The sequence below is a fragment of the Cupriavidus sp. SHE genome, from assembly GCF_000812445.1.
In the GTDB taxonomy this organism is placed as follows: Bacteria; Pseudomonadota; Gammaproteobacteria; order Burkholderiales; family Burkholderiaceae; genus Cupriavidus; species Cupriavidus metallidurans.
This window is the reverse complement of sequence record NZ_JWMB01000037.1, coordinates 1-24,293: the sequence shown is the minus strand read 5'-3', so window position 1 is coordinate 24,293 and position 24,293 is coordinate 1. Positions and strand designations below refer to the sequence as shown.

The 24,293-nt window shown below is 63.7% G+C and carries 20 protein-coding genes and 1 tRNA gene; 16 read left to right on the top strand and 5 right to left on the bottom strand.

Annotated elements, in window-relative coordinates; genetic code table 11:
- From RN01_RS18270 to RN01_RS33980, 3 genes are read left to right on the top strand one after another with little or no spacing between them, the layout of a single operon-like run.
- Entirely contained in the window at positions 1 to 615 is a 615-nt protein-coding gene (locus RN01_RS18270; RefSeq protein ID WP_008641827.1) for a hypothetical protein, read from the top strand.
- Between the two features lie 15 nt (positions 616 to 630).
- Positions 631 to 4,479 (top strand): pilus assembly protein, encoded by a 3,849-nt coding sequence (locus RN01_RS18265; RefSeq protein ID WP_017514067.1) that lies wholly within the window; start codon positions 631 to 633, stop codon positions 4,477 to 4,479.
- Between the two features lie 31 nt (positions 4,480 to 4,510).
- Positions 4,511 to 5,182 carry a hypothetical protein gene (locus RN01_RS33980; protein ID WP_133258047.1) on the top strand — a complete coding sequence of 224 codons (672 nt, stop codon included), beginning with the start codon at positions 4,511 to 4,513 and terminating at the stop codon, positions 5,180 to 5,182.
- Between the two features lie 37 nt (positions 5,183 to 5,219).
- Here the strand turns inward: RN01_RS33980 and RN01_RS18260 are convergent, their stop codons facing one another.
- Complete coding sequence (locus RN01_RS18260; protein ID WP_024569287.1) at positions 5,220 to 6,452, bottom strand: GGDEF domain-containing protein; 1,233 nt, start codon at positions 6,450 to 6,452, stop codon at positions 5,220 to 5,222.
- Positions 6,453 to 6,771: 319 nt separating this feature from the next.
- On the opposite strand from RN01_RS18260, the gene ribA reads away from it, so the two are divergent.
- From ribA to RN01_RS18235, 6 genes are all read left to right on the top strand, one after another.
- Positions 6,772 to 7,368: a GTP cyclohydrolase II gene (gene ribA, locus RN01_RS18255; protein ID WP_008641823.1), complete on the top strand. Its 597-nt coding sequence runs from the start codon at positions 6,772 to 6,774 to the stop codon at positions 7,366 to 7,368.
- A 25-nt stretch (positions 7,369 to 7,393) separates the two neighbouring features.
- Positions 7,394 to 7,522, top strand: coding sequence for a hypothetical protein (locus tag RN01_RS34920; protein ID WP_255354632.1), 129 nt, complete (start codon positions 7,394 to 7,396; stop codon positions 7,520 to 7,522).
- A 60-nt stretch (positions 7,523 to 7,582) separates the two neighbouring features.
- A complete protein-coding gene (gene bfr, locus RN01_RS18250; RefSeq protein ID WP_024569288.1) occupies positions 7,583 to 8,059 on the top strand; it encodes a bacterioferritin in 477 nt (158 codons plus the stop codon).
- A gap of 84 nt (positions 8,060 to 8,143) precedes the next feature.
- A tRNA-Cys gene (locus RN01_RS18245) sits at positions 8,144 to 8,218 on the top strand.
- A gap of 361 nt (positions 8,219 to 8,579) precedes the next feature.
- Entirely contained in the window at positions 8,580 to 9,023 is a 444-nt protein-coding gene (locus RN01_RS18240; RefSeq protein WP_008641821.1) for a GNAT family N-acetyltransferase, read from the top strand.
- Between the two features lie 80 nt (positions 9,024 to 9,103).
- Positions 9,104 to 10,087, top strand: a complete 984-nt coding sequence (locus tag RN01_RS18235) for a quinone oxidoreductase (protein WP_017511929.1) — start codon at positions 9,104 to 9,106, stop codon at positions 10,085 to 10,087.
- A gap of 22 nt (positions 10,088 to 10,109) precedes the next feature.
- On the opposite strand, the gene dmeF is transcribed toward RN01_RS18235, so the two are convergent.
- Both dmeF and RN01_RS18225 read right to left on the bottom strand, forming a co-directional pair.
- Complete coding sequence (dmeF, locus tag RN01_RS18230) at positions 10,110 to 11,156, bottom strand: CDF family Co(II)/Ni(II) efflux transporter DmeF (RefSeq protein WP_024569289.1); 1,047 nt, start codon at positions 11,154 to 11,156, stop codon at positions 10,110 to 10,112.
- Between the two features lie 130 nt (positions 11,157 to 11,286).
- Positions 11,287 to 12,213, bottom strand: a complete 927-nt coding sequence (locus RN01_RS18225) for a LysR family transcriptional regulator (protein WP_017511927.1) — start codon at positions 12,211 to 12,213, stop codon at positions 11,287 to 11,289.
- A 134-nt stretch (positions 12,214 to 12,347) separates the two neighbouring features.
- Here RN01_RS18225 and leuC point away from each other — a divergent pair, with 134 nt between their 5' ends.
- From leuC to RN01_RS18205, 4 genes are all read left to right on the top strand, one after another.
- The gene (leuC, locus tag RN01_RS18220; RefSeq protein ID WP_024569290.1) at positions 12,348 to 13,766 is read left to right on the top strand and encodes a 3-isopropylmalate dehydratase large subunit; all 1,419 of its coding nucleotides are present in this window, start codon (positions 12,348 to 12,350) and stop codon (positions 13,764 to 13,766) included.
- The gene (gene leuD, locus RN01_RS18215; protein ID WP_017511925.1) at positions 13,759 to 14,412 is read left to right on the top strand and encodes a 3-isopropylmalate dehydratase small subunit; all 654 of its coding nucleotides are present in this window, start codon (positions 13,759 to 13,761) and stop codon (positions 14,410 to 14,412) included. Before leuC ends, leuD begins: the two co-directional genes overlap by 8 nt.
- Before the next feature lie 13 nt (positions 14,413 to 14,425).
- Positions 14,426 to 15,304 (top strand): alpha/beta fold hydrolase, encoded by an 879-nt coding sequence (locus RN01_RS18210; protein WP_017511924.1) that lies wholly within the window; start codon positions 14,426 to 14,428, stop codon positions 15,302 to 15,304.
- 555 nt (positions 15,305 to 15,859) lie between these two features.
- A complete protein-coding gene (locus tag RN01_RS18205; protein WP_029699763.1) occupies positions 15,860 to 16,447 on the top strand; it encodes an acyloxyacyl hydrolase in 588 nt (195 codons plus the stop codon).
- Positions 16,448 to 16,464: 17 nt separating this feature from the next.
- Here RN01_RS18205 and RN01_RS18200 read toward each other — a convergent pair whose 3' ends face one another.
- On the bottom strand, positions 16,465 to 17,910 hold the full coding sequence (locus RN01_RS18200) for a PLP-dependent aminotransferase family protein (protein WP_024569292.1): 1,446 nt from the start codon (positions 17,908 to 17,910) through the stop codon (positions 16,465 to 16,467).
- A 290-nt stretch (positions 17,911 to 18,200) separates the two neighbouring features.
- Between RN01_RS18200 and RN01_RS18195 the strand changes: the two genes are divergently transcribed.
- The 3 genes from RN01_RS18195 to RN01_RS18185 all read left to right on the top strand — a co-directional run bounded on the left by RN01_RS18195 (position 18,201) and on the right by RN01_RS18185 (position 22,697).
- Complete coding sequence (locus RN01_RS18195) at positions 18,201 to 19,532, top strand: aspartate aminotransferase family protein (RefSeq protein ID WP_017511920.1); 1,332 nt, start codon at positions 18,201 to 18,203, stop codon at positions 19,530 to 19,532.
- A 40-nt stretch (positions 19,533 to 19,572) separates the two neighbouring features.
- Entirely contained in the window at positions 19,573 to 21,090 is a 1,518-nt protein-coding gene (locus tag RN01_RS18190) for a CoA-acylating methylmalonate-semialdehyde dehydrogenase (protein WP_008641802.1), read from the top strand.
- A gap of 197 nt (positions 21,091 to 21,287) precedes the next feature.
- Complete coding sequence (locus RN01_RS18185; RefSeq protein ID WP_024569293.1) at positions 21,288 to 22,697, top strand: amino acid permease; 1,410 nt, start codon at positions 21,288 to 21,290, stop codon at positions 22,695 to 22,697.
- Here the strand turns inward: RN01_RS18185 and RN01_RS18180 are convergent, their stop codons facing one another.
- The gene (locus RN01_RS18180; RefSeq protein ID WP_017514974.1) at positions 22,698 to 24,098 is read right to left on the bottom strand and encodes a PLP-dependent aminotransferase family protein; all 1,401 of its coding nucleotides are present in this window, start codon (positions 24,096 to 24,098) and stop codon (positions 22,698 to 22,700) included. It abuts the gene before it with no gap.
- Positions 24,099 to 24,293 lie beyond the last annotated feature (195 nt).

The following is a 24,293-nucleotide window of genomic DNA, read 5'->3' as shown; positions in this document are numbered from 1 at the left end:
ATGCCGATCAAGCCAAACGTTCGTCCGGTTCGTGGCTCTCGCGGTCCATTGCGCCAGCGCCAGTCAGGCATTGTCCTGCTGGTCACGTTGATCGCCATGGTCATCCTGGCTATCGGCACTGTTGCGCTTCTTCGCTCTTCCGATGCTGCCCTGTTCAACGCCGGGAACCTGGCATTCAAACGGGATTTGACCAATCGGGGCGAGATGGCGATTGCCGCGGCCAAGACGGCGCTAACCAGTGGCGCGCTCAGCGCCGAGCCGACGCGACAGAGCGATCAGCCGGCCAGCGGTTACTACGCCACGATGCAGGCGACGGACAAGCACGGCGTACCGAACAATCTGGTCAGCCTGGCCACGGCGGTAGCGAATACGAAGATCAATGGTGGTGACGGCATCACGATCTACTACATGATCGACCGCCTGTGTACCACAGCGGGATCGACCGATCCGGCCAACGGCTGCGTGGTCAGTTCGATTGGTTCCGCAAAGGGTGGGACGGCCTTGCCATATCGCGGTCAGGCGCAACCGCCTTCCGTGCCTGTCTACCGCATCAGTGTACGTGTGGACGGACCACGCAGCACCCAGACCTTCCTGCAGACAACCGTTTCTCTCTGAGTTGCCCGAATTGCCATGCACGCCAATCACGCTCAAGGTTGGAAGGCCAGCGTTTCACGGAAGCCTTCCCTCGCGACTTTCCTGCGCTACCTGCTTGCCAGCACGCTATCGTTGATTGCATTGCTGGGGTCGGCGGCGCAAACCGACCTCGCGGACCAGCCACTCTTCAGTTCCGTATCCGTTCCCGGCAACCTGCTGCTCTCGTTATCGGTGGAGTATCCGACCGCCAACAGCATTGCGTACGTCGGCGCCTATCAGGCGGGGGTCAAATACCTGGGCTACTTCGATCCGCTCAAGTGCTATACGTACAACTACGACAGCAAGATCGACAGCAATAACTATTTTGTCCCGGCTGCGGCTGCGGACAGCAGTTACCAATGCGCCAGTGGCAACAAATATTGGAGCGGCTCGTTTCTGAACTGGGCGACGATGCAGACCATCGATCCGTTTCGATGGGCGCTGACGGGCGGCTATCGTGTCACGGATACGGCGTCCCTGACCGTTCTCGAGAAGGCTTGGGCGTCTGGCCAGGGTGGTTCTGGCGAAACCCCGAATCGTACTATCAGCGGTAGCACCACCGTGGCGGCTGTCACACCGTTCAACTGGAAGAACATCAGTGTGCGGATCTGGGGCGCCGGCAACAAGCTCTACTTCACCAACAGCGGCAATCTGGATAAGGACTCGGTCAGTGTCTACAACCCCGGATCGTCGTCCGTGAGCTCCTCCAGTGTGTGGTCAGTCATCGTGCGAGCCAAGGTGTGCGACCCGACGCAGCGGGAGGACAACTGCGTCAAGTACGGGACTAATTACAAGCCGGAAGGGCTGATGCAGCAGTACTCGCAACGCATCCGGTTCGGTGCGTTCGGCTACATCAACGACTCGAGCATCATGCGCGATGGGGGGGTGTTACGCGCCAAGATGAAGTTCATTGGCCCCACCCAGCCGGTTCCCGGTCAAAGTGCCAAGAGCAATACGCAAGCGGAGTGGAGTGCAACGGACGGGACCATGTTGGTCAACCCGGACACTGCTGACGCCACTGCCAGCGGTGTCAGCAACAGCGGGGTGATGAACTATCTCAACAAATTCGGATCGCTTTCCCAGACCTACAAGACGTACGATCCCGTTGGCGAGCTCTACTACGCAGGCATCCGCTACTTCAAGAACCTGGGCAACGTGGCCGCGTATTCCAATGTGACGCAGGACGCGAACGGCAAAAACGTCAGCGCCAGCACCACGGCTACCTACATTGATGGGTTCCCGGTGGTACAGAAGTGGGATGACCCCATCCAGTACTCTTGCCAGAAGAACTACATCCTTGGCATTGGTGACGTCAATACACATGCCGACGCCAATTTGCCGGGCAGCACCATCATCAACAGCAGCTATGAGCCCTCGCTGCCTCCGGAGGTCTCGGGCGATTCCACGGTCAACGTTGATTCCGCGACCAAGCTCGTGGGCAAGATGGAAGGGATCGGCAATCTCAATACGGCCGGGCCCTCGTGGTGCTGTGGGGATAACAACACCTTCCTGATGGCCGGGCTTGCCTACGATTCGCACGTGCGGGATATTCGCCCGAACGATTTCAAAGACAGCCTCGGAAACAAGTCCAAAATCCAGACCATCTCCACCTACTGGCTGGATGTCCAGGAATACCAGAGCTACTACTACCAGAATCAGTTCTGGCTGGCCGCGAAGTACGGCGGCTTCAATGTCCCCAACGGCTATAGCCCGACCAACACGACTGCGCTGGCGCAGTCGTTATGGAATGCGAGCACCAATACCGACCCCAATGGCAAGCCGATGCCAGACAACTACTATCTGGCCGGCCAGGCTGACCTGATGGTGAAGGGTTTGAATTCAGCGTTCCTTAACATATCCAATGACATTCAGGCCGCCACCACGGCGCTGGCGGTGTCGTCGGCCAACGTGAGCCTGACCGGTAACATCGGGTATTCGGCTTCATACAATTCGGCAAGCTGGAGCGGCGATGTCATTGGCAGTTCGCTCAGTTTCGATCCCACAAAAGGGACGCCCATCCAGCAACAGGCTTGGTCCGCGCAGGCGCAACTGGCGAGCCAGGTTGCCTTGGGAAGCAATACAGGCTGGGACAAGAAACGCATTATCGCCACCAGTACCGCAGTGGGGGCCGCGAAGGGCGCGCCGTTCAGGCTGGCGAGCCTGAGTGCGACCAATCAGACCGCGTTGAACAATTCGACGCTGAAGAACTGGAACAACCAGGACTACCTGAACTACCTGCGCGGCGACCGCAGCAACGAAGGTTCGAATGGCAAGGCCGTATATCGTCAGCGCACGAGTCTGCTTGGCGATATCGTTGGCTCGAAGGTAAGCGCCGTCGGCCCACCGATCTCGGTGCTGTCCAGCGCAACCAACCCGGGCTATGCGGCATTCAAGAGCAATAACGCCACGCGCAATCCGGTGGTCTACGTCGGCGCCAACGACGGCATGATGCACGCCTTCGACGGCACGCTGGCCACCACTGGTGGCAACGAGTTGTTTGCCTATGTGCCGAGCTTTCTCTACCAAGGGCCTTGCAACTCGGGCTGTACACCGACGGTGGATGGCCTGGCTTCGTTGGGATTGCCTGGCAACAGCTTTGTCCATCATGCAATGGTGGATGCCACACCGCAGGCGTTCGATATCGATTTGTCTCGCGCGGGCGGCGCCAAGCCTGCTTCGGCGAGCACGTCGGACTGGCACACGATGTTGATCGGAGGTCTGGGCAAGGGCGGCAAAGGCTACTATGCCCTGGATATCACCAATCCCGCGGCGCTGACGACCGAACAGGCCTTGTCGTCAGCGGTGATGTGGGAGTTCGGCGGCCCGTCTGGTTCGCAGGCAGGAAGCCTGGGCTTCAGCTACGGCGACCCAATCGTAGTCAAGACCAAGAAGTACGGCTGGATCGTCGCATTTCCATCGGGCTACAACAACAGCGATGGTCAAGGGTGGCTCTTCATCGTGAATCCGGTCAACGGCGCCTTGCTGGAGTCGATCCCGACCGGGGCCGGCTCGGTAAGCAATCCCGCAGGTCTTGCCTATGCGTCGGCATACGTTGCCGACTATACCGACAACACCGCAGACTCGATCTACGCTGGCGACCTGCTTGGCAATGTCTGGCGCTTCGATCTGACGCAGACTGGAACGACGGCTTATCCGGCGGCCACCAAGATTGCGACGCTCACCGACCCGAACGGCGCTGCGCAGCCCATTACGACCCCGCCGTTGATCGAGATCCAACCGAACTCGCTCAAGCGTTACGTCATGGTCGGCACCGGCCGGCTCCTCGGCAGCACTGATGTCAACAGCAGCCAGACGCAGAGCTTCTACGTCATCTACGACGGCGTAGTCCAGCGTTTTAACAGCAGCACCGATCTGCCCACCAGTGTGTCGTTCCCGATCAAGCGTGCGAATCTCAACGCGGACACCAACCTGCTGAACGGCATTGGCAGCGCGCCAAAATCACTGATGGGGTACTACATCGACCTTGGCCAATCGACCAACAATGTCGCAGAGCGGGTGAATGTGTCGCCAGTATCAAACTACGGCACGGTTTCCTTCGCCGCCAACCTGCCCAACGGCGACGCCTGCAATCCGTCGGGGACCAGCCGCGTGTTCTCGCTGGATATCGGCACCGGGGCCAGCCGCGTGGTCAGCATTACAGGGACGCCGCAACCCTACTACACCAGTGGCGGGTTGGTGGTGGAGTTGTCATACCTCAATGTGAACGGATCTGTCCGGCTTGAGGCAGGCATGGACAACAGCGCAATCAATTCCGTCCCATTGATCCCGACGCTGGTACAGGCGATCCGCCAGATCAACTGGCGTGAAGTGCCGACGGCGGACTGACGCGACGCTGACTGGCGGGGAAGCGGACGGAATGCGGCGCACCTGGATTGCGTGTGCAGTGGTCGCTGCGGGCCATCTGGCCATCCTGTATGGCGCCGGCTTGTGGCTGCCGCAAGCTGGACAGGGTGGCCTCCAGGACGATCGCCAGGTGCTGTCCGTCCATTTGTTGCCGGCGCCAGAGGAAGCTGCAACATCCGCGGCAACGCAAGGTGGGGGGGCGACGCCATCCGTCGCCGCCCCGAGTCGGCTGCGTAGCGATTCATATGGCATAGGTGCGCCGGCCGGCGCGACGCAAGGGGATGCGGCGCTGGTGCATCAAGTGCAATCTTCCGCTGATCTTCCAAGAGTCCGGTTCTACACCGCGTCCGAAGTCGATCGCCCAGCATTGCCCGCCAGCTCGCTCGAGCTCCCGGACATCACGGCACTCGTGGCAGACTCTTCATCGATGATGCTGCGTATTTTTGTCGACCGTGACGGCATCGTTGTGCGCGCCGAAGTTATCCGAGTCAGCGAAGGAAATCATGCCGCAGCAGCGCGATTAGCGTTGATACTCATGGAGACGCGCTTCGTCCCGGCGAAGCGTTCCGGCATGGATGTTGCGGCAGTCAGGGATCTGGAATTCCAGATTGAACCTTCCGGCGATGTCACTCGGGACGCTTGGCGTCCGGATGCCGGGCCAGCAGCCAATCCAACACCAGGATGACGAACGGCGCCACGTCCCTCTGCTGCTGGTAGCTCATTCATGCGCCGGCCGGCAGCATCGGCCGCGCGGGCGGCACACCCAGCGGGTCGTGCGCCACCACGCGTCCACGGCCCTCCTGCTTGGCGACATAGAGTGCGGCGTCGGCGCAGCGGTAGGCCGCCTCGAAGCCCTGTGCCGGCGGCAGGCCGCACAGGCCGATGCTCAGTGAAACGGCGCTGCCGTCCGGCATCAGGATCGCGCCAGCCTCCACGCGAATCCGTTCGGCCAGCGCCACGGCTTCGACGCCCGTCACATCGCGCAGCACGATGGCGAATTCGTCGCCACCAAGACGTCCCACGAGGTCGCTGCCGCGCGTGTTGTGACGCAAGACCTGGCCGACGCTGGCCAGCACGCCATCACCTTGCAGGTGGCCGAACGTATCGTTGATCGACTTGAAGTGGTCGACGTCGATCAGCACGAATGCCATCGGCGTCTCATTCCGTCCCGCCGCGGCAATGGCCTCCGGTGCCTGCATCTCGAAGAACGAGCGTGACATGACGCCGGTCTGCAGATCGAAATTTGCGCGCCGCTCGATGTCCTGGTTTGCCGCGCGCAACCGTTGCTCGGTACGGCTCTGGACCAGATACAGCGCGCAGCAGGCGCGCAGGAACGCCGAGAAGGTGGCGGCGAACGTCAGCAGCGGTAGCATCGTGTCCTGCTGCCAGGACACGATCGTATCCATATGGCGCAGCACGTGGATCATGCGCGCGAATAGCGCACCGGCCACCAGCAGGATCGCGAGCAGCAGAAGCCGTTGCACGAAGCGCAGCCCATGGTCGCGCAGGCTGACGACGTACGTCAGCAGCAGTGCCAGCTGGATCAGGAACGCGGTGGAGAAGACGATCGCGCGCTGCGCGTAGGTCCATCCGCCTTGCCAGGTCAGGCACCATGCGCCAAAGGCCAGCGCCGCAACAAGCCAGCGCAACGCCAGTCCGGGCCAGACCGCGTCGCGCAGGAACACGCGCAGGGCGGTTTCGATCGTGGCGACATTCGAGAAGATCAGCAAGTTCGACCCGGCCAGGATCATCCACGGCGGGAGCTTGCCGGCGGCCAACAGCAGCAGCGTGGCCATCGAGAGTTGCAACCCGTCGAGAATCCACCAGCCCAGGCCGCGTTCGGCGCGTCCGGCGCGCCAGAAGCTGGCCAGTACTCCGGCCAGCAGTCCATGGGCCATGAACGCAAAGACATAGCTGGTCCTGATATCCAGGGTGTGCATCAAATCGGCGGGCATGCGGGGTGGGGTGCGCTTTGAGCCAGGCCGCCCGAGGGTGTTCGGGCCGGCGAAGTGATGGCGACGGCTGGTCGCCCGGGGGCGATTCTACGAGCGTTTCATGCTGTCGCCGTCACAGTCTTCAGTCGGGTCGCCAACCGCCAAGGGGTGGTGCCGCCCCGTCCCAGGTAACCCCGCGCAGGGTAGGAAATTGCGTTTCGCGGTATCCTTGCCGGCGTGCCACGTCCGCGCCGCCTGCCCGGCGCCGCCCGGCGCGCCTGCCCCGGCCCGGTATCATGCCGCTCGGGCCCCACGGCGCATCAAGCATTTTGCATACCCTATGAAAGATCTAGAAAGTGAGCTGATCGGCTCTGCCCGGCTGCCGACCCGCTATGGAGAATTTACCGCACACGCCTTCCAGGGCGTTGATACCGGTACTGAACATCTAGCGTTGTCGATGGGCGAAATCTCGGGCGAGAACCTGCTCGTGCGCCTGCATTCGGAATGCCTGACCGGTGACGTCTTCGGTTCCTGCCGTTGCGACTGCGGCGAGCAACTCGACCTCGCGATGAAGCGGATCGCCGAAGAGGGCCGCGGCATCCTGCTGTACCTGCGTGGTCACGAGGGACGCGGCATTGGCCTGTCGAACAAGATCCGCGCGTATGCGTTGCAGGATGGCGGACTGGATACGGTTGATGCCAATCTGGCGCTGGGCCAGGCGATCGATTCGCGCACCTATGCGTTCGCGGCCGATTTTCTGCGTCAGTGGGGTGTGAGTTCGGTCCGTCTGATGAGCAACAACCCGATCAAAATCAAGGCGCTCGAGGATGCAGGCATCAAGGTGACCGAGCAGGTTCGCCATGTGGTGCCGGCGAACGCCGAGAACGAGAAGTATCTGGCCACCAAGCGGTCGCGCATGGGGCACCTGCTGGACTGATCGACTGCGTTGAGGCAAGCGGCCGATGGCTGACATCGAAGGCGCTTCGCATGACGAAGCGCCTTTTCTTTTATGCGTCGAAATCGAAATCAAAATCAGTCGCATAATCGCTGGCGCCAATGATATTTTCGGGCAAAGCCGCGCCGGAGCTTGATCTTCCGCTGTCGGGAATTACCATGAAAATCACGCCGAAAGTCTTCCGGAGGGATTTGTCATGAAGGCAGACAAAAAGGTTATCCAGTTACTGAATGGCCAGCTCAAGCACGAGCTGACCGCCATCAATCAGTATTTCCTGCACGCGCGCATGTATCGTCACTGGGGGCTCAAGGAACTCGGCAAGCACGAGTACGAAGAGTCGATCGAGGAGATGAAACATGCGGACAAGCTGATCGAACGCATCCTGATGCTCGACGGTCTGCCCAATCTGCAGGACCTGGACAAGCTGCTGCTGGGCGAGAACACCGAAGAGATGCTTGGCTGCGACCTCAAGCTCGAACTCGCGTCTCAGGTCACCAGCAAGGATGCGATCAAGTACTGCGAGTCGGTGGGTGACTATGTCTCGCGCGGGATCCTGAGCGAGATCCTCTCCGATACCGAGGATCATATCGACTGGCTGCAGACGCAGCTCGAGCTGATCGGCAAGATCGGCCTGCAGAACTACCAGCAAAGCGCGATGGGCGGCGTCGAATAAGCCTATCGCCTGCAGGTTTTTCCAACATCGGATACACTGCGCCCCGCACCTCGGAGCGGTCCCACACGCGGACCGGCATCCCACGGCGGGGTGGCAGAGTGGTTATGCGACGGCCTGCAAAGCCGTTTACGACGGTTCGATTCCGTATCCCCGCCTCCAATTCCCCAATCCCCCCGAAATCCCTTTTCATTCTCCGGACGCATTTTCGTCATTGCGGTGTCTTCCGGTTCGTGAATAAAAGCTGGCGCGTTTCATGCAGCATGGCAGGTGGTTTGCACCGTCATGCGTGGTCAGGCGTGGCGTGCGTCGCATCGGGCCATCTCCCTCTGGTAAGTCCGCCCCGATTGCGATACTGTCGAACCGGGCGTGCACCAAACGTCAGCATCTCGCCGCTCGCCAAGGGCGCACGTTCGTCGTACGACAAGTCCGGCTCTGGTACCAGCCGCCGGCGACATTATCTGACCATGCAGGGCTTCCATGGCGTATCCGTCCAACGTGATGAGACATACAGAGGCTCCAGATGATTAGGGACTTGCGAATCCGCGCGGCGCAGCCGGCGGATGCCGCCGCAATCGGAGCGGTGCTCGAGCGATGTGGTCTTCCCGTGGACGACCTGGCGCGACTCGTCGGCGAGTTCCATGTGGCTGTACTCGAATCGCAGATCGTCGGTTGCGCGTGTGCCGAACTGTTCGGCGACTCCGCCATCGTGCGATCGGTGGCGGTACTGCGCGAATGGCGCGACCAGGGGATTGCGAGCCATCTCGTCAACGCCGTGATGATGCGCGCCCGTGCCAACGGCAGCCGCCGCGCCGTGCTGCTGACGTCGACTTGTCCGAGCTACTTCGCGCGTTATGGCTTCACGCTGATTCACGCATCGAAGCTGCCGCCGGAAATTCTCGAAAGCAAGGAGTTCCAGCGGATGCGCAATACCAGCGCGCTTTGCATGTGCTGCGAGCTGGCCTGAGTGACTTGAGCGTCGGCAGGATTCCGCAAAAGCGTCAATAATCGGGTCTCCGCAATTTGCACGAGCATCGAGGAGCCCCCATGCCAAACACCGTCCGCGCCGTCCGTCTTCACGAATTTGGTTTGCCGCAAGTGATGCGGCTCGAGTCCGTCGAATTGCCGCCACCAGCGGCGGGCGAGGCGCGCGTGCGGCATACCGCGATCGGTTTCAATTTCATCGACGTCTACCAGCGGCGCGGCACCTATCCGCTGCCGGTCGGCACGGGTCTGGGCCATGAGGCCGCCGGCGTGGTCGAGGCGATTGGCGATGGTGTGACCGATGTCGCGGTCGGTGACCGCGTGGCCTACATGAACGCCGGACTCGGCGCCTACGCCGAAGGGCGCAATATCCCCGTGGACAAGCTTGTGAAGCTGCCCGATGGGATCAGCGACGAGCAGGCCGCGGCCGTGATCTTCAAGGGCATGACCGCGCAGTACCTGGTCCGCCATACCTATGCGGTGAAACCGGGCGACACCGTACTCGTGCACGCGGCGGCAGGGGGCGTCGGGCAGATCCTGAGCGGCTGGGCGAAGGCGCTGGGCGCCCGCGTGATCGGTACGGCAGGGTCAGCGGCGAAATGCGAAATTGCCCGCGCTGTGGGATGCGACGTCGCGATCGACTACAGCCATGGCGATTGGGTCAAGCAGGTGCGTGACGCCACCGATGGGCGCGGCGTGAGCGTAGTCTATGACGCCGTGGGCAAGGACACCTTCCTCGGCTCGCTCGATTGCGCGCAGACCTTCGGCATGGTGGTGCTCTACGGCGGCGCGTCCGGCCCGGCACCTGCCATCGAGCCGGAGTTGCTCAACAAGAAGGGCTGCCTGTACCTGACGCGGCCCTCGGTGTTCCCGCACAACGCCGATGCGACACGTTTCCGCGCCAATGCGAAGGACTTGTTCGATGCCATCGCTGCCGGTCACGTGAGGGTCCAGATTGGCGCGCGCTTTCCGCTGGCGGACGTGGCGCGCGCGCACGAGGCCGCCGAAGGCCGGGCGACCACCGGCGCGATCCTGCTGCTGCCCTGAGTGACCTGAGCGGGTTTGCCGCCTAGTGACGGTGGCCGCGATGCGCCGCGTGGCCATCGTGGCCGTCTCGGCCATCGTCGCATTGATTGATTTCGACGCTCACGTGCACGAGTTCATTGTGCACCGATAGCGCGTGCCGCACGCGCTGCGGCGTCAGGCTGGCGTCGTGGGTGACCAGGCTGGCGATGCACGCGAACTTCTCACGGCCCACGCGCCAGACGTGCAGGTCGGCCACGCGCGTGCCGTCCTCGCCGTGCGAGAACTGCGCCAGCACTTCGCGTACTTCTTCGACCACCGGGTGATCCATCTCGCGATCGAGCAGCACCGTCCCGCTCTGGCGCATCAGGCCGACGGCCCAGCGGCCTACCAACACCGCGCCGACCAGACCCATCACCGGGTCCAGCCAGCTCCATCCCAGCCACCAGCCACCCGCCAATGCAACGATCGCCAATACCGAGGTGGCGGCATCGGCCACCACGTGCAGATACGCCGAACGCAGGTTGATGTCGTGATGGCGGTGGCCGTGATCGCCGTGACCATGAGCATGATCGTGGTGATCATGCCCGTGCGCCTGATGGCCGTGGTCGTGCCCGTGCCCGTGATCATGGCCGTGGTGTGCGCCGCCGAGGATCAACGCACAGGCCAGGTTGACGATCAGGCCGATCACGGTGATCGCCATCGCCTCCTGATAGTGAATCGGCTGGGGGGTGAACAGCCGCTCGACCGAGCCAAACACCATCAGGCCAGCGACGCCAAGCAGGAAGATGGCGCTGGCGAATGCGGCGAGAACTTCGATCTTCCAGGTCCCGAAAGAGAATCGGCCGTCTTGCGACAGTCGGCGGGCCGCCGCATAGGCGAACGCGGACAGGCCGATGGCCAGCGCGTGCGAGCTCATGTGCCAGCCATCGGCCAGCAGTGCCATCGAATTGAAGACGAGACCCGCGGCGATTTCGACGATCATCATCGCCAGCGTGATCCACATGACTAGCCGCGTGCCGCGTTCGGCCGCCTGGTTGCCTGCGTCGAACACGTGGGAGTGGGTCCACGCGGAGAGGTTTTGCGTGTGCATGGCGGTGCAGTCCGGATGGGTTGGATCGGGTTTGAAGTATGCGCGAAGGGTAGCAGCATGGGCGGTCGACAGGGCCTTCATCCCTGCCGTCGACATGGCTGCCCGGCTGCAGTCGGCTACCAGCCGTGAGCTACCAGCCGTGATATGGCGCGGCGGGGTCGTAGTGACCGAAGCGCTCCGCGAGGAAGTCGACGAAAGCACGTACGCGTGCCGAGAGCTTGTCACGTGACAGAAACACCGCATGGATGTCGGCGGCCTGCGCGGACCATTCCGGCAACACTTGCCGCAGCCGTCCCGAGCGCAGCAGCGGCGCGACCTCCCATTCGGATCTCAGCACGATGCCGTGGCCCTGCAGCGCCCAGTTGACGGCCACCTCGCCATCGTTGGTCGCCGCCATGCCGCGTACCTTGACCGTCTCCTGCCGTGCGGTGGATTGCTGGTGCTGGAGGTGCCAGGTGCCGTATGCGGCCTCGCTCTCGCGGATCACGATGCAGCGATGCTGCGTCAGCGCGCGTGGCGAGGCGGGTTCGCCGTGGCGGGCGAGGTAGGTGGGGGATGCGCACAGGAGCCGGCTATTGAGCGCGAGCCGTCGGGCGTTGAGGCGGGCGTCGGGCAGGTCGCCCACCAGGATGCCGACGTCGTAGCCTTCCTCGGCCAGATTCAGCGCGCGGTCAGTCAACTGAAGCTGCACTTCGATATCGGGACAGGCCACGAGAAAATCACCGATGGCGGGTGCCAGATGGCGGCGTCCGAACCCGAGCGTGCCATTGACCCGTAGCAGGCCGCGCGGCGCCACGCGGCTGCCCCGCAAGCCCTGCTCCAGTTCGTCGAGCTCGGCCAGGATTCTTCCCCCCTGGGCCAGATATGCCTCGCCCTCCGGCGTGACCGACAGTCGCCGCGTGGTGCGATTCAGCAGCCGCACCCCAAGGCGTGCCTCGAGCGCCGCCAGCCGCTTGCTGGCCGCCGACGGCGTGACGCCAAGCTGCTGCGCCGCGCCGGCAAGACTGCCGCGCTTGACCAGCAACACGAAGAACGCGAGATCGGAGAAGGCATCCATGGCGGCCGGTTATTGGTGATGCATTCGTGAATTAAAGGCACGAATGTAAGTAATTTGGCGAAATTATAGCGATGGATTCCGCGATTAGACTGCGTGCATTCATTCATTCGAATTGCATTCACCCAGCCAATGCCATGACCGGTCGCACGCTATATCAGAAGCTCGTGGACTCGCACACGGTCGTCACGCTCGATGCGGACAACGTGCTGCTGTACGCGGATCTCCACATCATGAACGAGTACACGAGTCCGCAGGCGTTCGCCGGGCTCGCCGAGCAGGGCCGCAAGCTGGCGGCGCCGGGCCAGAACCTGGCCGTGGTCGATCACATCATCCCGACTCACGCGGAATCCCCGCGCGTGATCCAGGATCCCGCCTCGGCGCTGCAGGCCCGCAACCTGAAACGTAATTGCGACCTGCACGGCATTCCGCTGTTCGATACCAACGATCCACTGCAGGGCATCGAGCATGTCATCGCGCCCGAGCACGGCATGATCCGGCCCGGCATGGTCGTGCTTTGCGGCGACAGCCATACCACCACCTACGGCGCATTCGGCGCGCTGGGCTTCGGTATCGGCACCTCCGAGGTGGAGCACGTGCTGGCTACGCAGACGCTGGTCTACCGGCTCGCGCGCGACATGCGTATCCGCGTCGATGGTCTGCTGCCATCGGGCACGACATCGAAAGACCTGATCCTCCACATCATCGCGCGCATCAGCGCGCAGGGCGCGCGTGGCTACGTGGTGGAGTTCACGGGCAGCACGATCCGCGCGTTGTCGATGGAAGCGCGCATGACCCTGTGCAACATGACCGTGGAGGCGGGCGCGCGCGGGGCACTGATCGCGCCCGATGCCACGTCGATCGACTATGTCCTGCGCCGGGCGCCAGACATCGACGCCGACATGGCCGAAACCGCGCTCCGGGCATGGGCCGGGCTGCGGTCAGATGCCGATGCCGGCTTCGATCTCGAACTGGCATTCGATGCCGCCGCGGTCGAGCCGTTTGTCACTTGGGGCACGAGCCCGGATCAGGCAATTCCTGTGAGCGCCCCGGTGCCGCAGCCGGGCGATGCCGGGGACAGCATTGCCCGCGTCTCTGCCGAGCGCGCGCTTGAATACATCGGCGTGACGCCCGGAGCCTCGCTGCAGGGGCTGCCCGTGCAACGGGTGTTTATCGGCTCCTGCACGAACGGCCGCATCGAAGACTTGCGCCAGGTGGCCGCCGTGGTACGCGGCCGCAGGGTGGCGCCGGGTGTGCGTGCAATGGTGGTGCCGGGCTCCGGCGCCGTGCGCGATCAGGCTGAAGCCGAGGGCATCGCCGCCTTGCTGATCGATGCTGGATTCGAATGGCGCAAGCCCGGCTGTTCGATGTGCCTTGCGATGAACGACGACGTGTTGGCGCCGGGCGAGCGCTGCGCGTCGACCACCAACCGAAACTTCGAGGGCCGCCAGGGCCGTGCCGGACGCACGCATCTGATGAGCCCGGCCATGGCAGCTGCCGCAGCCGTTACTGGCTGCATCACCGACGTGCGGGAACTGGAGATCCAACATGAATGACATCACGACGATCGAAGGTGTCGGCGCGCCACTACCGCTGCCGAACCTGGATACCGACCAGATCATGCCGAAGCAATTCCTGCGTGGCATCGACAAGGCGGGGCTCGACCGCGGGCTGCTTCACGACATGCGTTTCGACGCTAACGGCGCCCCGCGCGCGGACTTCGTGCTGAACCAGCCGGCGTGGCGCGACACGCGCGTGCTGGTCGCCGGGCCGAACTTCGGCTGCGGTTCGAGCCGCGAGCATGCGGTCTGGGGGCTGCAGCAATATGGCATCCGCGCGGTCATCGCGCCGAGCTTCGGCGAGATCTTCTACTCGAACGCGATGAACAACCGGTTGTTGCTGGTGGCGCTGCCGCAGGCGGATGTCGACCAGATCATGGCGGCCGTGAGTGACCCCGTGGCGCCGGCGTCGATCCGTATCGACCTGTCGACCATGACGGTCCGTGCCGGCGAATTCACCAAGGCGTTCTCGCTCTCTCCGCGCCACCTCGACATGTTCCGGCTCGGCCTCGATGTCATCGGCATGTCGTTGACGCACGCCGATGCGATTGCGGCATTCGCAAGCCGGCACCACGCGGACAACCCCTGGCTACGCGACGTGGCCGCGACTACCATGGCACGGCTCGGCCGTATGGCTGGCTGACGGAGGAGACACGATGTTCGAAGGATTCACGACCCACCGCATCGATCACGACGGCGTGGCGATCCACGCGGTGGTCGGCGGAGACGGTCCGCCGCTGCTGCTGTTGCACGGCCATCCGCAGACGCATGTGATCTGGCACAAGGTGGCCGGTGAACTGGCCCGGCATTTCACGGTGGTGGCCACCGACCTGCGTGGCTACGGCGATAGCGACAAGCCAGCGGGTCTGCCGGACCACAGCAACTACAGCAAGCGTACGATGGCGGCCGATCAGATGGCGGTGATGCGGGCACTCGGCTTCGAGCGTTTCCGCGTGCTCGCTCACGACCGCGGCGCGCGCGTGGCGCACCGGCTGGCCGTCGATCATCCGCAGGCCGTGGAGAAGGTCGTGACGCTCGATATCGCCCCGACGCTGGCGATGTACGCGCAGACCAACGAGGCGTTTGCCCGGGCCTACTATCACTGGTTTTTCCTGATCCGTCCCGCGCCGTTCCCGGAGACGTTGATCGAGGCCGACCCTGAGCTTTACCTGCGCCAGACCATGGGTAGCCGCAGCGCCGGCCTGGCGCCGTTCACCGACGAGGCGCTGGCCGAATACCTGCGTGGGCTGCGCCAGCCGGGCGCGGCGCATGGACTGTGCGAGGACTATCGAGCCAGCGCTGGCATCGATCTCGATCACGACCGCGCCGATATCGAGGCTGGCCGCATGATCGAATGCGAGATGCTGGCGTTGTGGGGATCCGACGGGGCTGTCGGAAAGTGTTTTCAGCCACTTGAAGAATGGCGCAAGGTCGCCCGTCGTGTGACCGGTCATGCACTGCCATGCGGGCACTACATCGCCGAGGAAATCCCGGAGCAACTGCTGGCGGAAGTGCTCCCGTTCCTGCGCGCCTGAGCGCGGCAACCTGTTGATTCCGCGATGTTTATCCTTCTCCCGCAGTCAGCCGGGAGAGGGATTATTGGCATCGGCGTGTGATTCGCGCCGATCGCGCCCGCGTAGGCCCCACCATATCCCGCCTCGCACTATCTCCAATTTTTTTGATATTCATGTTTAACCGCTGTTGTGCAGCATATGTCCTACGCTGGCATGATGGCGGCCAGATGGTTCTTTGATGAGTCGGATGTTGTCGTGTCAACATGCGCGACAACCTGCGCAAACATACATTCATGGATGGATGTATAATGCGCAGCAAAAATTCATTCCAAGACCCCTTTACTGCTGTTAGTTTTCACAATGACGTACCGATTTATTGCAAGCTGTCTTGCCGTCTGGCTCGGAATTTGTGTCGCCGCGAGCTGGTTGGTGGAGCGACTCTGGGCTTGACCGCCATCTGAGCGGTAGAGTGCTTCAGCCGGCATGGCTGCCTATGCAGTTCCCTTCGATGTCCGTTGCCGAGCCAATCTCTCTTCCATGTCCATGAACAAGAAGACAGAACAACAAGAACATCACATGCCCCCCGCTAATCTCTCCCGCAAGCTACCCTCCGTACGCCTTCTGGCCATTGCCGCACTGGTGGCGGGCGCCAGTTCGGCGGCCAGCGCCGAGGAACTGGTCGGTTGGGCGCACCCGGCCGTGCAGGCCGCGTTCGCGCGCGATACCGACCATGGCATCAACAAGTACGAAATCGCGGTCAACTTCAACACGCCAATCCAGTACGGCAATCCCGATGGATGGCTGTTCAGGCTGCAGGCGGAAGCCAATATGGGCTACTGGGACGCGCGCAGCGGCACCAATCGCCAGAACCTGATGGAGTTCGGCCTGACGCCGATCCTGCGTGTGGAAAAGCGCGGCGGCTACTTCGTGCCGTTCCTGGAGGCCGGCGTGGGCTTGCGCCTGCTGACGCACACGTCGACGTCAGACCAGCACAATTTCAGCACAGCCTTCCAGTTTGGCGACATGGTCGGCTTGGGTGTGGGGTTCGGCAAGAATGCCGCGACCGAAGTGGGCATGCGCTTCCAGCACATCTCGAACGCCGGCATCAAGGAACCGAACCCGGGCACCAATCTGTACACCGGGTACGTGCGCTATCGCTTCTGATTCTAACGGCCGGCTGATCAGGCGGCGCGCGCCAACGCGCCCTGATCGGTGCGTACCGCATCGAAGAAGTCCCACAGCTGCGGTGCGTCGCTGGTCGCCACATTGAAGCGAATCCAGGGCGAATCGGCTTCGCCGGGCTCGAAGTAGGCGCCTGGCGCCAGCCAGATGCCGTGTTCCAGCGCAAGCGTGGCCAGCCGGTTGCCCGACGGCGCGGGCCCGTCGGCTTCTCGCATGCGTGCCCACGCGAACATCCCGCCTTCGGGGCGCAGCAGGACCTCCAGGCCGTGCGCGTCCATCTTCTCGGTCACCAGATCCTGCTGGGCGCGTAGCCGCTCGGCGAGCGCCGCCACGTGCCGGCCATAGTGCCCGCTGGTCAGGACCGAATACACGAGCCGCTCGGTCACTTCCGAGGACGTCAGTCCCACGGCCATCTTCGTGCGTGCGAAGGCCTTGGCCAGATCCGGGCTTGCGGCCAGATAGCCGACGCGCAGCGACGGCGCGATCGTCTTCGAGAAACCGTTCACATAGACCACCTGCGAGAGCCCGTCCATCGCCGCGAGCATCGGCGACCCGGCCGGCGCCAGTTCGCGATAGATGTCGTCTTCCACCACCAGTAGCCGGTGCTGCTCCGCGATCTGCAACACGCGGAACGCGTTCATGCTGGTCAGGCTCGCACCGGTGGGGTTCTGCAGCACCGTGTTGATGAACAACGCACGCGGCGAGTGCTGGCGAATGGCGTCTTCGAGCGCGTCCGTGTCGAGGCCCGCAGCCGTGCGCGGCACGCCGATCGCGCGCAGGCCCGCCAGCCGAAGGATCTGCAGCAGATTGCAGTAGCACGGCGACTCCACCAGTACCGTGTCGCCGGGGCGCAGCAGTGTGCGCACGACCAGATCCAGCGCCTGCGTGGCGCCCTGGGTCAACACCACCTGTTGCGATTGCGCCGGAATGCCGTACTGACTCAGGTGCGCGGCGATATGCTCGCGCAGCGCGCCAAAGCCATAGGGATGGCCGTATCCAGACACCTGCGCGGCCGGCACGCGCGCCGCGCTGCGCATGGCCTGATGCAAGCCTTCCTCGTTGAGCCAATCGCCGGGCAGCCAGCCAGCCCCCGCCTTGATCGGCACGGAGTGGTCGGCGAATACGTCGGAAAGCAGCCAGGCCGCGTTGAGTCCCGGGGCTTCCCAGTGCGGCGCGCGCGCATGGCCGGCTGGGGCGTGCCGGTGTGCCACCGTGTAGCCGGAGCCGGGGCGGGCCGCGAGATACCCGAGCGCTGTCAGCCGGCCATAGGCTTCGGCGACGGTGAAGGTGCTGACATCGTGCTGCTGGGCGAAGCGACGCACCGACGGGAGCAACGCGCCGGCCCGCAGGGCCCGGCTGTCCACGAGCGCCGCGATGCCGGCGACGATCTGTTCGGTCAGCGTCTCGCCGCCTCGGCGGCTGCGAACAAGGTTCAGGTTGAGCATTCGACGCCCGCAAGAGAACGAAATCTGTACAGTGTAGCGGGTACGACGGATTGATGCGTTGCAGCGTGAGTCCTTATTCCAGTGCCAGTACGGGGTCTTTTGCTCGTGTCGTGTGATGTGATGTACCTGTACGGTTTGGGCTTCCTAAACTGTACGGTACGGCGTCGATCTCGCGACCGTATATTCTTGATGCCAGACCTCGCCGGTAGAGTTGCCCGAAACCGTGGCCGAACTCCCGAAATGAGCCCGGCTCCGCCCCACAACGCCTCACACCGCCATCAGGAGAATGTATGGACGCCGCCAAGACCGTGATCCCCGATCTCGAATCCCTGTGGATGCCCTTTACGGCCAATCGCCAGTACAAGTCCGCGCCGCGCCTGCTGGTATCGGCCAGCGGCATGTACTACACGACCCATGACGGTCGCCAGATCCTGGACGGTTGCGCCGGCCTCTGGTGCGTGGCCGCGGGCCACGCCCGCAAGGAAATCGTCGAGGCGATCGCGCAACAGGCCGCCACGCTCGACTACGCGCCGCCGTTCCAGATGGGCCACCCGCTCGAATTCGAAGCGGCGACCAAGGTGGCGTCGCTGATGCCGCAGGGGCTGGACCGCATCTTCTTCACGAACTCCGGTTCCGAATCGGTCGATACCGCGCTGAAGATCGCGCTGGCCTATCACCGTGCCCGTGGCGAAGGCCAGCGCACGCGCATCATCGGCCGCGAGCGCGGCTACCACGGCGTGGGCTTCGGCGGCATGGGCGTTGGCGGTATCGGGCCGAACCGCAAGATGTGGTCGGCCAATGTGATGCCCGGCACCGATCACCTGCCGGCCACGCTGAACATCGCAGAGGCCGCGTACTCGAAGGGCCAGCCGCAATGGGGCGCCCATCTGGCCGATGAACTCGAGCGGCTGGTCGCGCTGCACGACGCCTCGAACATCGCCGCTGTGATCGTGGAGCCGATGGCCGGTTCGGCCGGCGTGCTGATTCCGCCGGTTGGCTATCTGGAAAAACTGCGCGAGATCACCAGCAAGCACGGCATCCTGCTGATCTTCGACGAAGTGATCACCGCGTTCGGCCGCCTGGGCGCCGCAACCGGCGCCGAGCGTCTGAAGGTGACGCCGGACCTGATCACCATGGCCAAGGCCATCAACAACGCCGCCGTGCCGATGGGCGCCGTGGCCGTGCGCCGCGAAGTGCATGACGCGGTGATCAACGCCACGCCGCAAGGCGGCATCGAGCTGCCGCACGGTTACACGTACTCGGGCCATCCGCTGGCGATGGCGGCCTGTATCGCCACGCTCGACCTCTACAAGCGCGACAAGCTGTTCGAACGCGCGGCCGAGATGTCGCCGAAGTTCGAGTCGGCCGTCCACGGCTTGCGTGGCGCGCCGTATGTGAAGGACGTCCGCAACCTTGGCCTGGTGGCGGGCGTGGAACTGGAGTCGCGTCCCGGCGCGCCGGGCGCACGTGCCTACGAGGCATTCCTGAAATGCCTGGAGCTGGGTCTGCTGGTACGCTACACGGGCGATATCCTGGCGTTCTCGCCGCCGCTGATCATTTCGGAGGCCGAGATCGACCAGATGTTCGACACCGTGCGCCAAGCCTTGCATAGCATCAAGTAAGACCCGCCCCAGAGCGCCAGAGACAACGAGGAAGACCGCAGTGAACATTGCAGAAAACCGGCAGATCGCCGAAATCCATCACTACGTTGGCGGGACCGTGCGCCGTGCGGGCACGGACCGCTTTGCCGATGTGTTCAACCCCGCCACGGGCGAAGTGGCCGCGCGCGTGGCCATGGGCTCAGCCGATGACGTAGCGGCAGCAGTCGCAGCCGCCAAGGCCGCGGCCCCGGCATGGGCGGAGATGCCGCCGCTGCGTCGCGCCCGTATCCTGTTCAAGTTCAAGGAACTGCTCGACCGCCATCACGACGATCTGGCCGCGCTGATCACGCGTGAGCACGGCAAGGTGTTTTCCGATGCCAAGGGTGAAGTGACGCGCGGTATCGAGGTGGTGGAATTCGCCTGCGGCATCCCCAACCTGCTCAAGACCGACTTCACCGACAACATCGGCGGTGGCATCGACAACTGGAACCTGCGCCAGCCGCTGGGCGTGGTGGCCGGCATCACGCCGTTCAACTTCCCGGTCATGGTGCCGATGTGGATGTTCCCGGTGGCCCTGGCGTGCGGCAACACGTTCGTGCTGAAGCCGTCCGAGCGCGATCCGTCGCCGAGCCTGCTGATCGCCGACCTGCTCAAGCAGGCCGGTCTGCCCGATGGCGTGTTCAACGTGGTGCAGGGTGACAAGGTCGCCGTCGACGCGCTGCTGGCGCACCCGGACGTGCAGGCACTGTCGTTCGTTGGCTCCACGCCGATCGCCGAGTACATCTACACGGAAGGCACGAAGCACGGAAAGCGCGTGCAGGCGCTGGGCGGCGCGAAGAACCACCTGGTGGTGATGCCCGACGCCGATCTCGATCAGGCCGTGGACGCGCTGGTTGGCGCGGCGTACGGTTCCGCCGGTGAGCGCTGCATGGCGATCTCGGTGGCCGTGGCCGTTGGCGACGTGGCCGACCGTCTGGTGCCGCGTCTGGCCGAGCGCGCGGCCACGCTGAAGATCCGCAACGGCATGGAGGACGACGCCGAAATGGGTCCGCTGGTGACCGCCGCGCACAAGGCGAAGGTCGAGGGCTATATCGCCAAGGGCGTGGCCGAAGGCGCGAAGCTGGTGACCGATGGCCGCGGCCACAAGGTGGACGGTCACGAGAACGGCTTCTTCGTCGGTGGCACGCTGTTCGACAACGTCAAGCCGGACATGACGATCTACAAGGAAGAGATCTTCGGTCCGGTGCTGTCAGTGGTACGCGTGCACGACTTTGCCGAGGCAGTGGACCTGATCAATCGCCACGAGTTTGGCAATGGCGTGTCGTGCTACACCAGCGACGGTGGCATCGCACGCGCTTTCGCGCGTCAGATCCAGGTGGGCATGGTCGGCATCAACGTGCCGATTCCGGTGCCGATGGCGTGGCACTCGTTCGGTGGCTGGAAGCGCTCGCTGTTCGGCGATCACCACGCCTACGGCGAGGAAGGTGTGCGCTTCTACACACGCTACAAGAGCGTGATGCAACGCTGGCCGGACAGCATCGCCAAGGGTGCGGAGTTCACGATGCCGGTGGCGAAGTAACGGCGTCAGCGCACGGCGATGGTCGGTTGGATCGGGCGTCCCTGAGGGGGCGCCCTTTTCTTTTGCGAGTTTCTTTTGCGAGTATCATGCCGCCCTTTCGCTGGCGCCACTGCCGTTCAAAAGATGCGCAGCCCAGACCGCCGGCGGATTCCGCACAACCTATAGTCCTTACACGGACTTTCTGCCGGAGCCGCGCCATGAGTCTCTTTCGCACCAAAAACATCGACGCCATGCTGGAAGTCAGCGAGCACGACGGATTGCGAAAGGTGCTGGGGGCGGTGGATCTGGTGCTGATGGGTATCGGGGCCATCATCGGCACCGGGATTTTCGTGCTGACTGGCACCGGGGCGCTGACCGCGGGCCCCGCGCTGACGGTGTCGTTCGTGATCGCGGCCATGGCTTGCGGCTTCGCGGCGCTGTGCTATGCGGAGTTCGCGTCCGCGATCCCCGTATCGGGCTCGATCTACACCTATAGCTACGCGACGCTCGGCGAGATCGTGGCGTGGATGATCGGCTGGGACCTGCTGCTCGAATACGGGCTGGCCACATCGGCGGTGTCAGTGGGGTGGTCCGGCTACTTCCAGTCGCTGATCGCCGGGTTCGGCATCCATCTGCCGACCGCGCTGACTGCCGCGCCGGGCGCTGTGCCCGGTGAACACACGCTGTTCAACCTGCCCGCCTGCCTGATCATGCTGGCGATCACCTGGATCGTTTCATACGGCGTCAAGGAGTCGGCGCGACTCAACAACGTGATGGTGGCAATCAAGATCAGCGTCGTGCTGCTGTTCATCGCCGTCGGCGTCTGGCACGTGAAGCCCGCCAATTGGCAGCCGTTCGCGCCGTTCGGCATGACCGGCGTCTTCAACGCCGCCGCGCTCGTCTTCTTCGCGTTTATCGGGTTCGATGCGGTGACGTCGGCCGCCGAGGAGGTGCGCAACCCGCGCCGTGACCTGCCGATCGGCATTATCGGCTCGCTGGCGGTATGCACCATCCTTTACGTGACCGTGGCGGCCATCATGACCGGCATCGTGCCGTACATGAAGTTCGAGGGCGTCGACCATCCGGTGTCGCTGGCGCTGCAATACGCAGGGCAGAACTGGGTGGCCGGGTTTGTTGATCTGGGCGCCATCCTCGGCATGACCACTGTGATTCTGGTGATGACCTACGGGCAGACGCGGATCATCTTCGCCATGTCGCGCGACGGGCTGCTGCCGGAAGCGTTATCGACGGTGCACCCGGTTCATGCCACGCCGTACACGGCCACGTGGACCGTCGGCATCGTGTTCGCGGCGATCGCCGCCTTCGTGCCGCTGAACGTACTGGCCGAACTGATCAACATCGGCACGCTGGCCGCGTTCACGCTGATCTCGATCGCGATCCTTGTGTTGCGCCGCACGCGCCCAGATTTGCGGCGCGGCTTCCGCTGCCCGGGCGTGCCCGTGGTGCCGCTGCTGGCCGTTGGCTTCTGCCTGTTCCTGATGGCCCATCTGCAGGCGCTGACCTGGATCGCATTCCTGTGCTGGATCGGGCTGGGCCTGATCATTTACTTCGCTTACTCGCGCCGCAACGCGGTGCTGCACAACCACGGCGGCGACGCCGAGGGCTGATCAGCGGCTGCCGGCGTCCTCGAGGAACGCGCGTGCGCGGGGATCGCCCGCGTAGGCCGAGTTGATGCGCACCCACGCCGTGGTCTCGCCGCCGGGGCGAAAGAAGTGTCCCGGCGCCAGCGCCACGCCGTGGTTTTCGGCCAGCGTGACGAGTTCGCGCGAGTCCTCGATGCCGCGCGGACGCGCCCACAGGAAATTGCCGCCTGCCGGCTCGCAGAACACGTCCCAGTTGTACTGACCCAGAAGCTTGACCACATCGGCCGTGACTTCGCGCGTGCGTACGCGTAGCCGCTCCACGTACTTGCGGTAGTTGCCGCGCTCCAGCATCGTCGCGGTGACGGCTTCGGCGAAATGGGAGCCCGCCACGCTCGTCAGCACCTTCACGTCGATCAGATCCTTGACCAGCGCCTTGTCTGCGACGATGTAGCCCACGCGCAGCGCCGCCGACACCGTCTTCGAAAACCCGCCAACGTAGATCACGTGCTCGAGCTGGTCGAGCGTGGCCAGCCGGTCGGTGAAGTTGAGCTGGAAGTCCGAGAAGATGTCGTCTTCCACAAAACGGAAGTTGTGCTTGCGCGCCAGTTCGAGCAGCCGGAATGCCACCGGTGGCGCCAGCGTCGAGCCGGTGGGGTTCTGCAGCACGCTGTTCGTGAAGAACAGCTTCGGCTTGTAATCACGCAGCAGGCGCTCGCAGGCCTCGGGGTCAGGCCCGTTCGGCGTGTGCGGCACGCCCACGAGCTGCACGCCCTGCATGCGCAGCAAGCCAAACAGGTTGTAGTAGCCGGGGTCTTCCACGAACACGGTATCGCCGGGCTTGAGCAGGTGGCGTGCCACGAGGTCGAGCGCCTGGCTTGCGCCCGTCGTGATCAGGATCTGAGACAACTCGGCCTGGATGCCGACCTGCCGCACGCGCGTCAGCACCTGCTTGCGCAGTTCCGGATGACCCAGCGGCGTGGCGTAGTGGATCACGCTGTCGATGTCGTGGCGCGTGATGTGACGAATGGCCTGCGTCAGGCCCTCCACGTCGCGCCATTCCTCGGGCACGAAGCCGCCAGCCAGCTTCAGCGTGCCACTGGGGTGGTGGAACTGGTCGATGATATGGAGCGACAGGTCTTCCGCCAGACTCGGGTCGGACCAGCCGCGCCCACTGCGCCCGGCCAGCGTGCTGTCCGCGACGTAGAAGCCCGAGCCTTGCCGCGAATCGACCAATCCCTGCGAGACCAGTCGGTCGTATGCCTCGATAACCGGGAAACGGCTGATGCCGTGCTCGGCGGCCATTTGCCGGATCGACGGCAGACGCGCGCCAGGCAGCGCTTCCCGCGAGCTGATCCAGGCCTTCACGCCCAGCACGATCTGTTCGGTCAGCGGTACGCCGGTGGAGGGGTCTAGTAGGAGTCTCATAGGAGGCGGCAGCGGCAACTGTCAGCAAAAACTACTGAACAGTTCAATGAAAACTGTTCGGAACTGTGCATGGGATTGTAGTCCGCGCCATGAATAATGGGGTATTCGGAATAGCCGGTTGATGAAGGGAACTTCTAACCGGCTTCCGAAGGCGGTGTAGTGATGTTGATGGGAGGCTCCAAGAAGCGCTCCAAG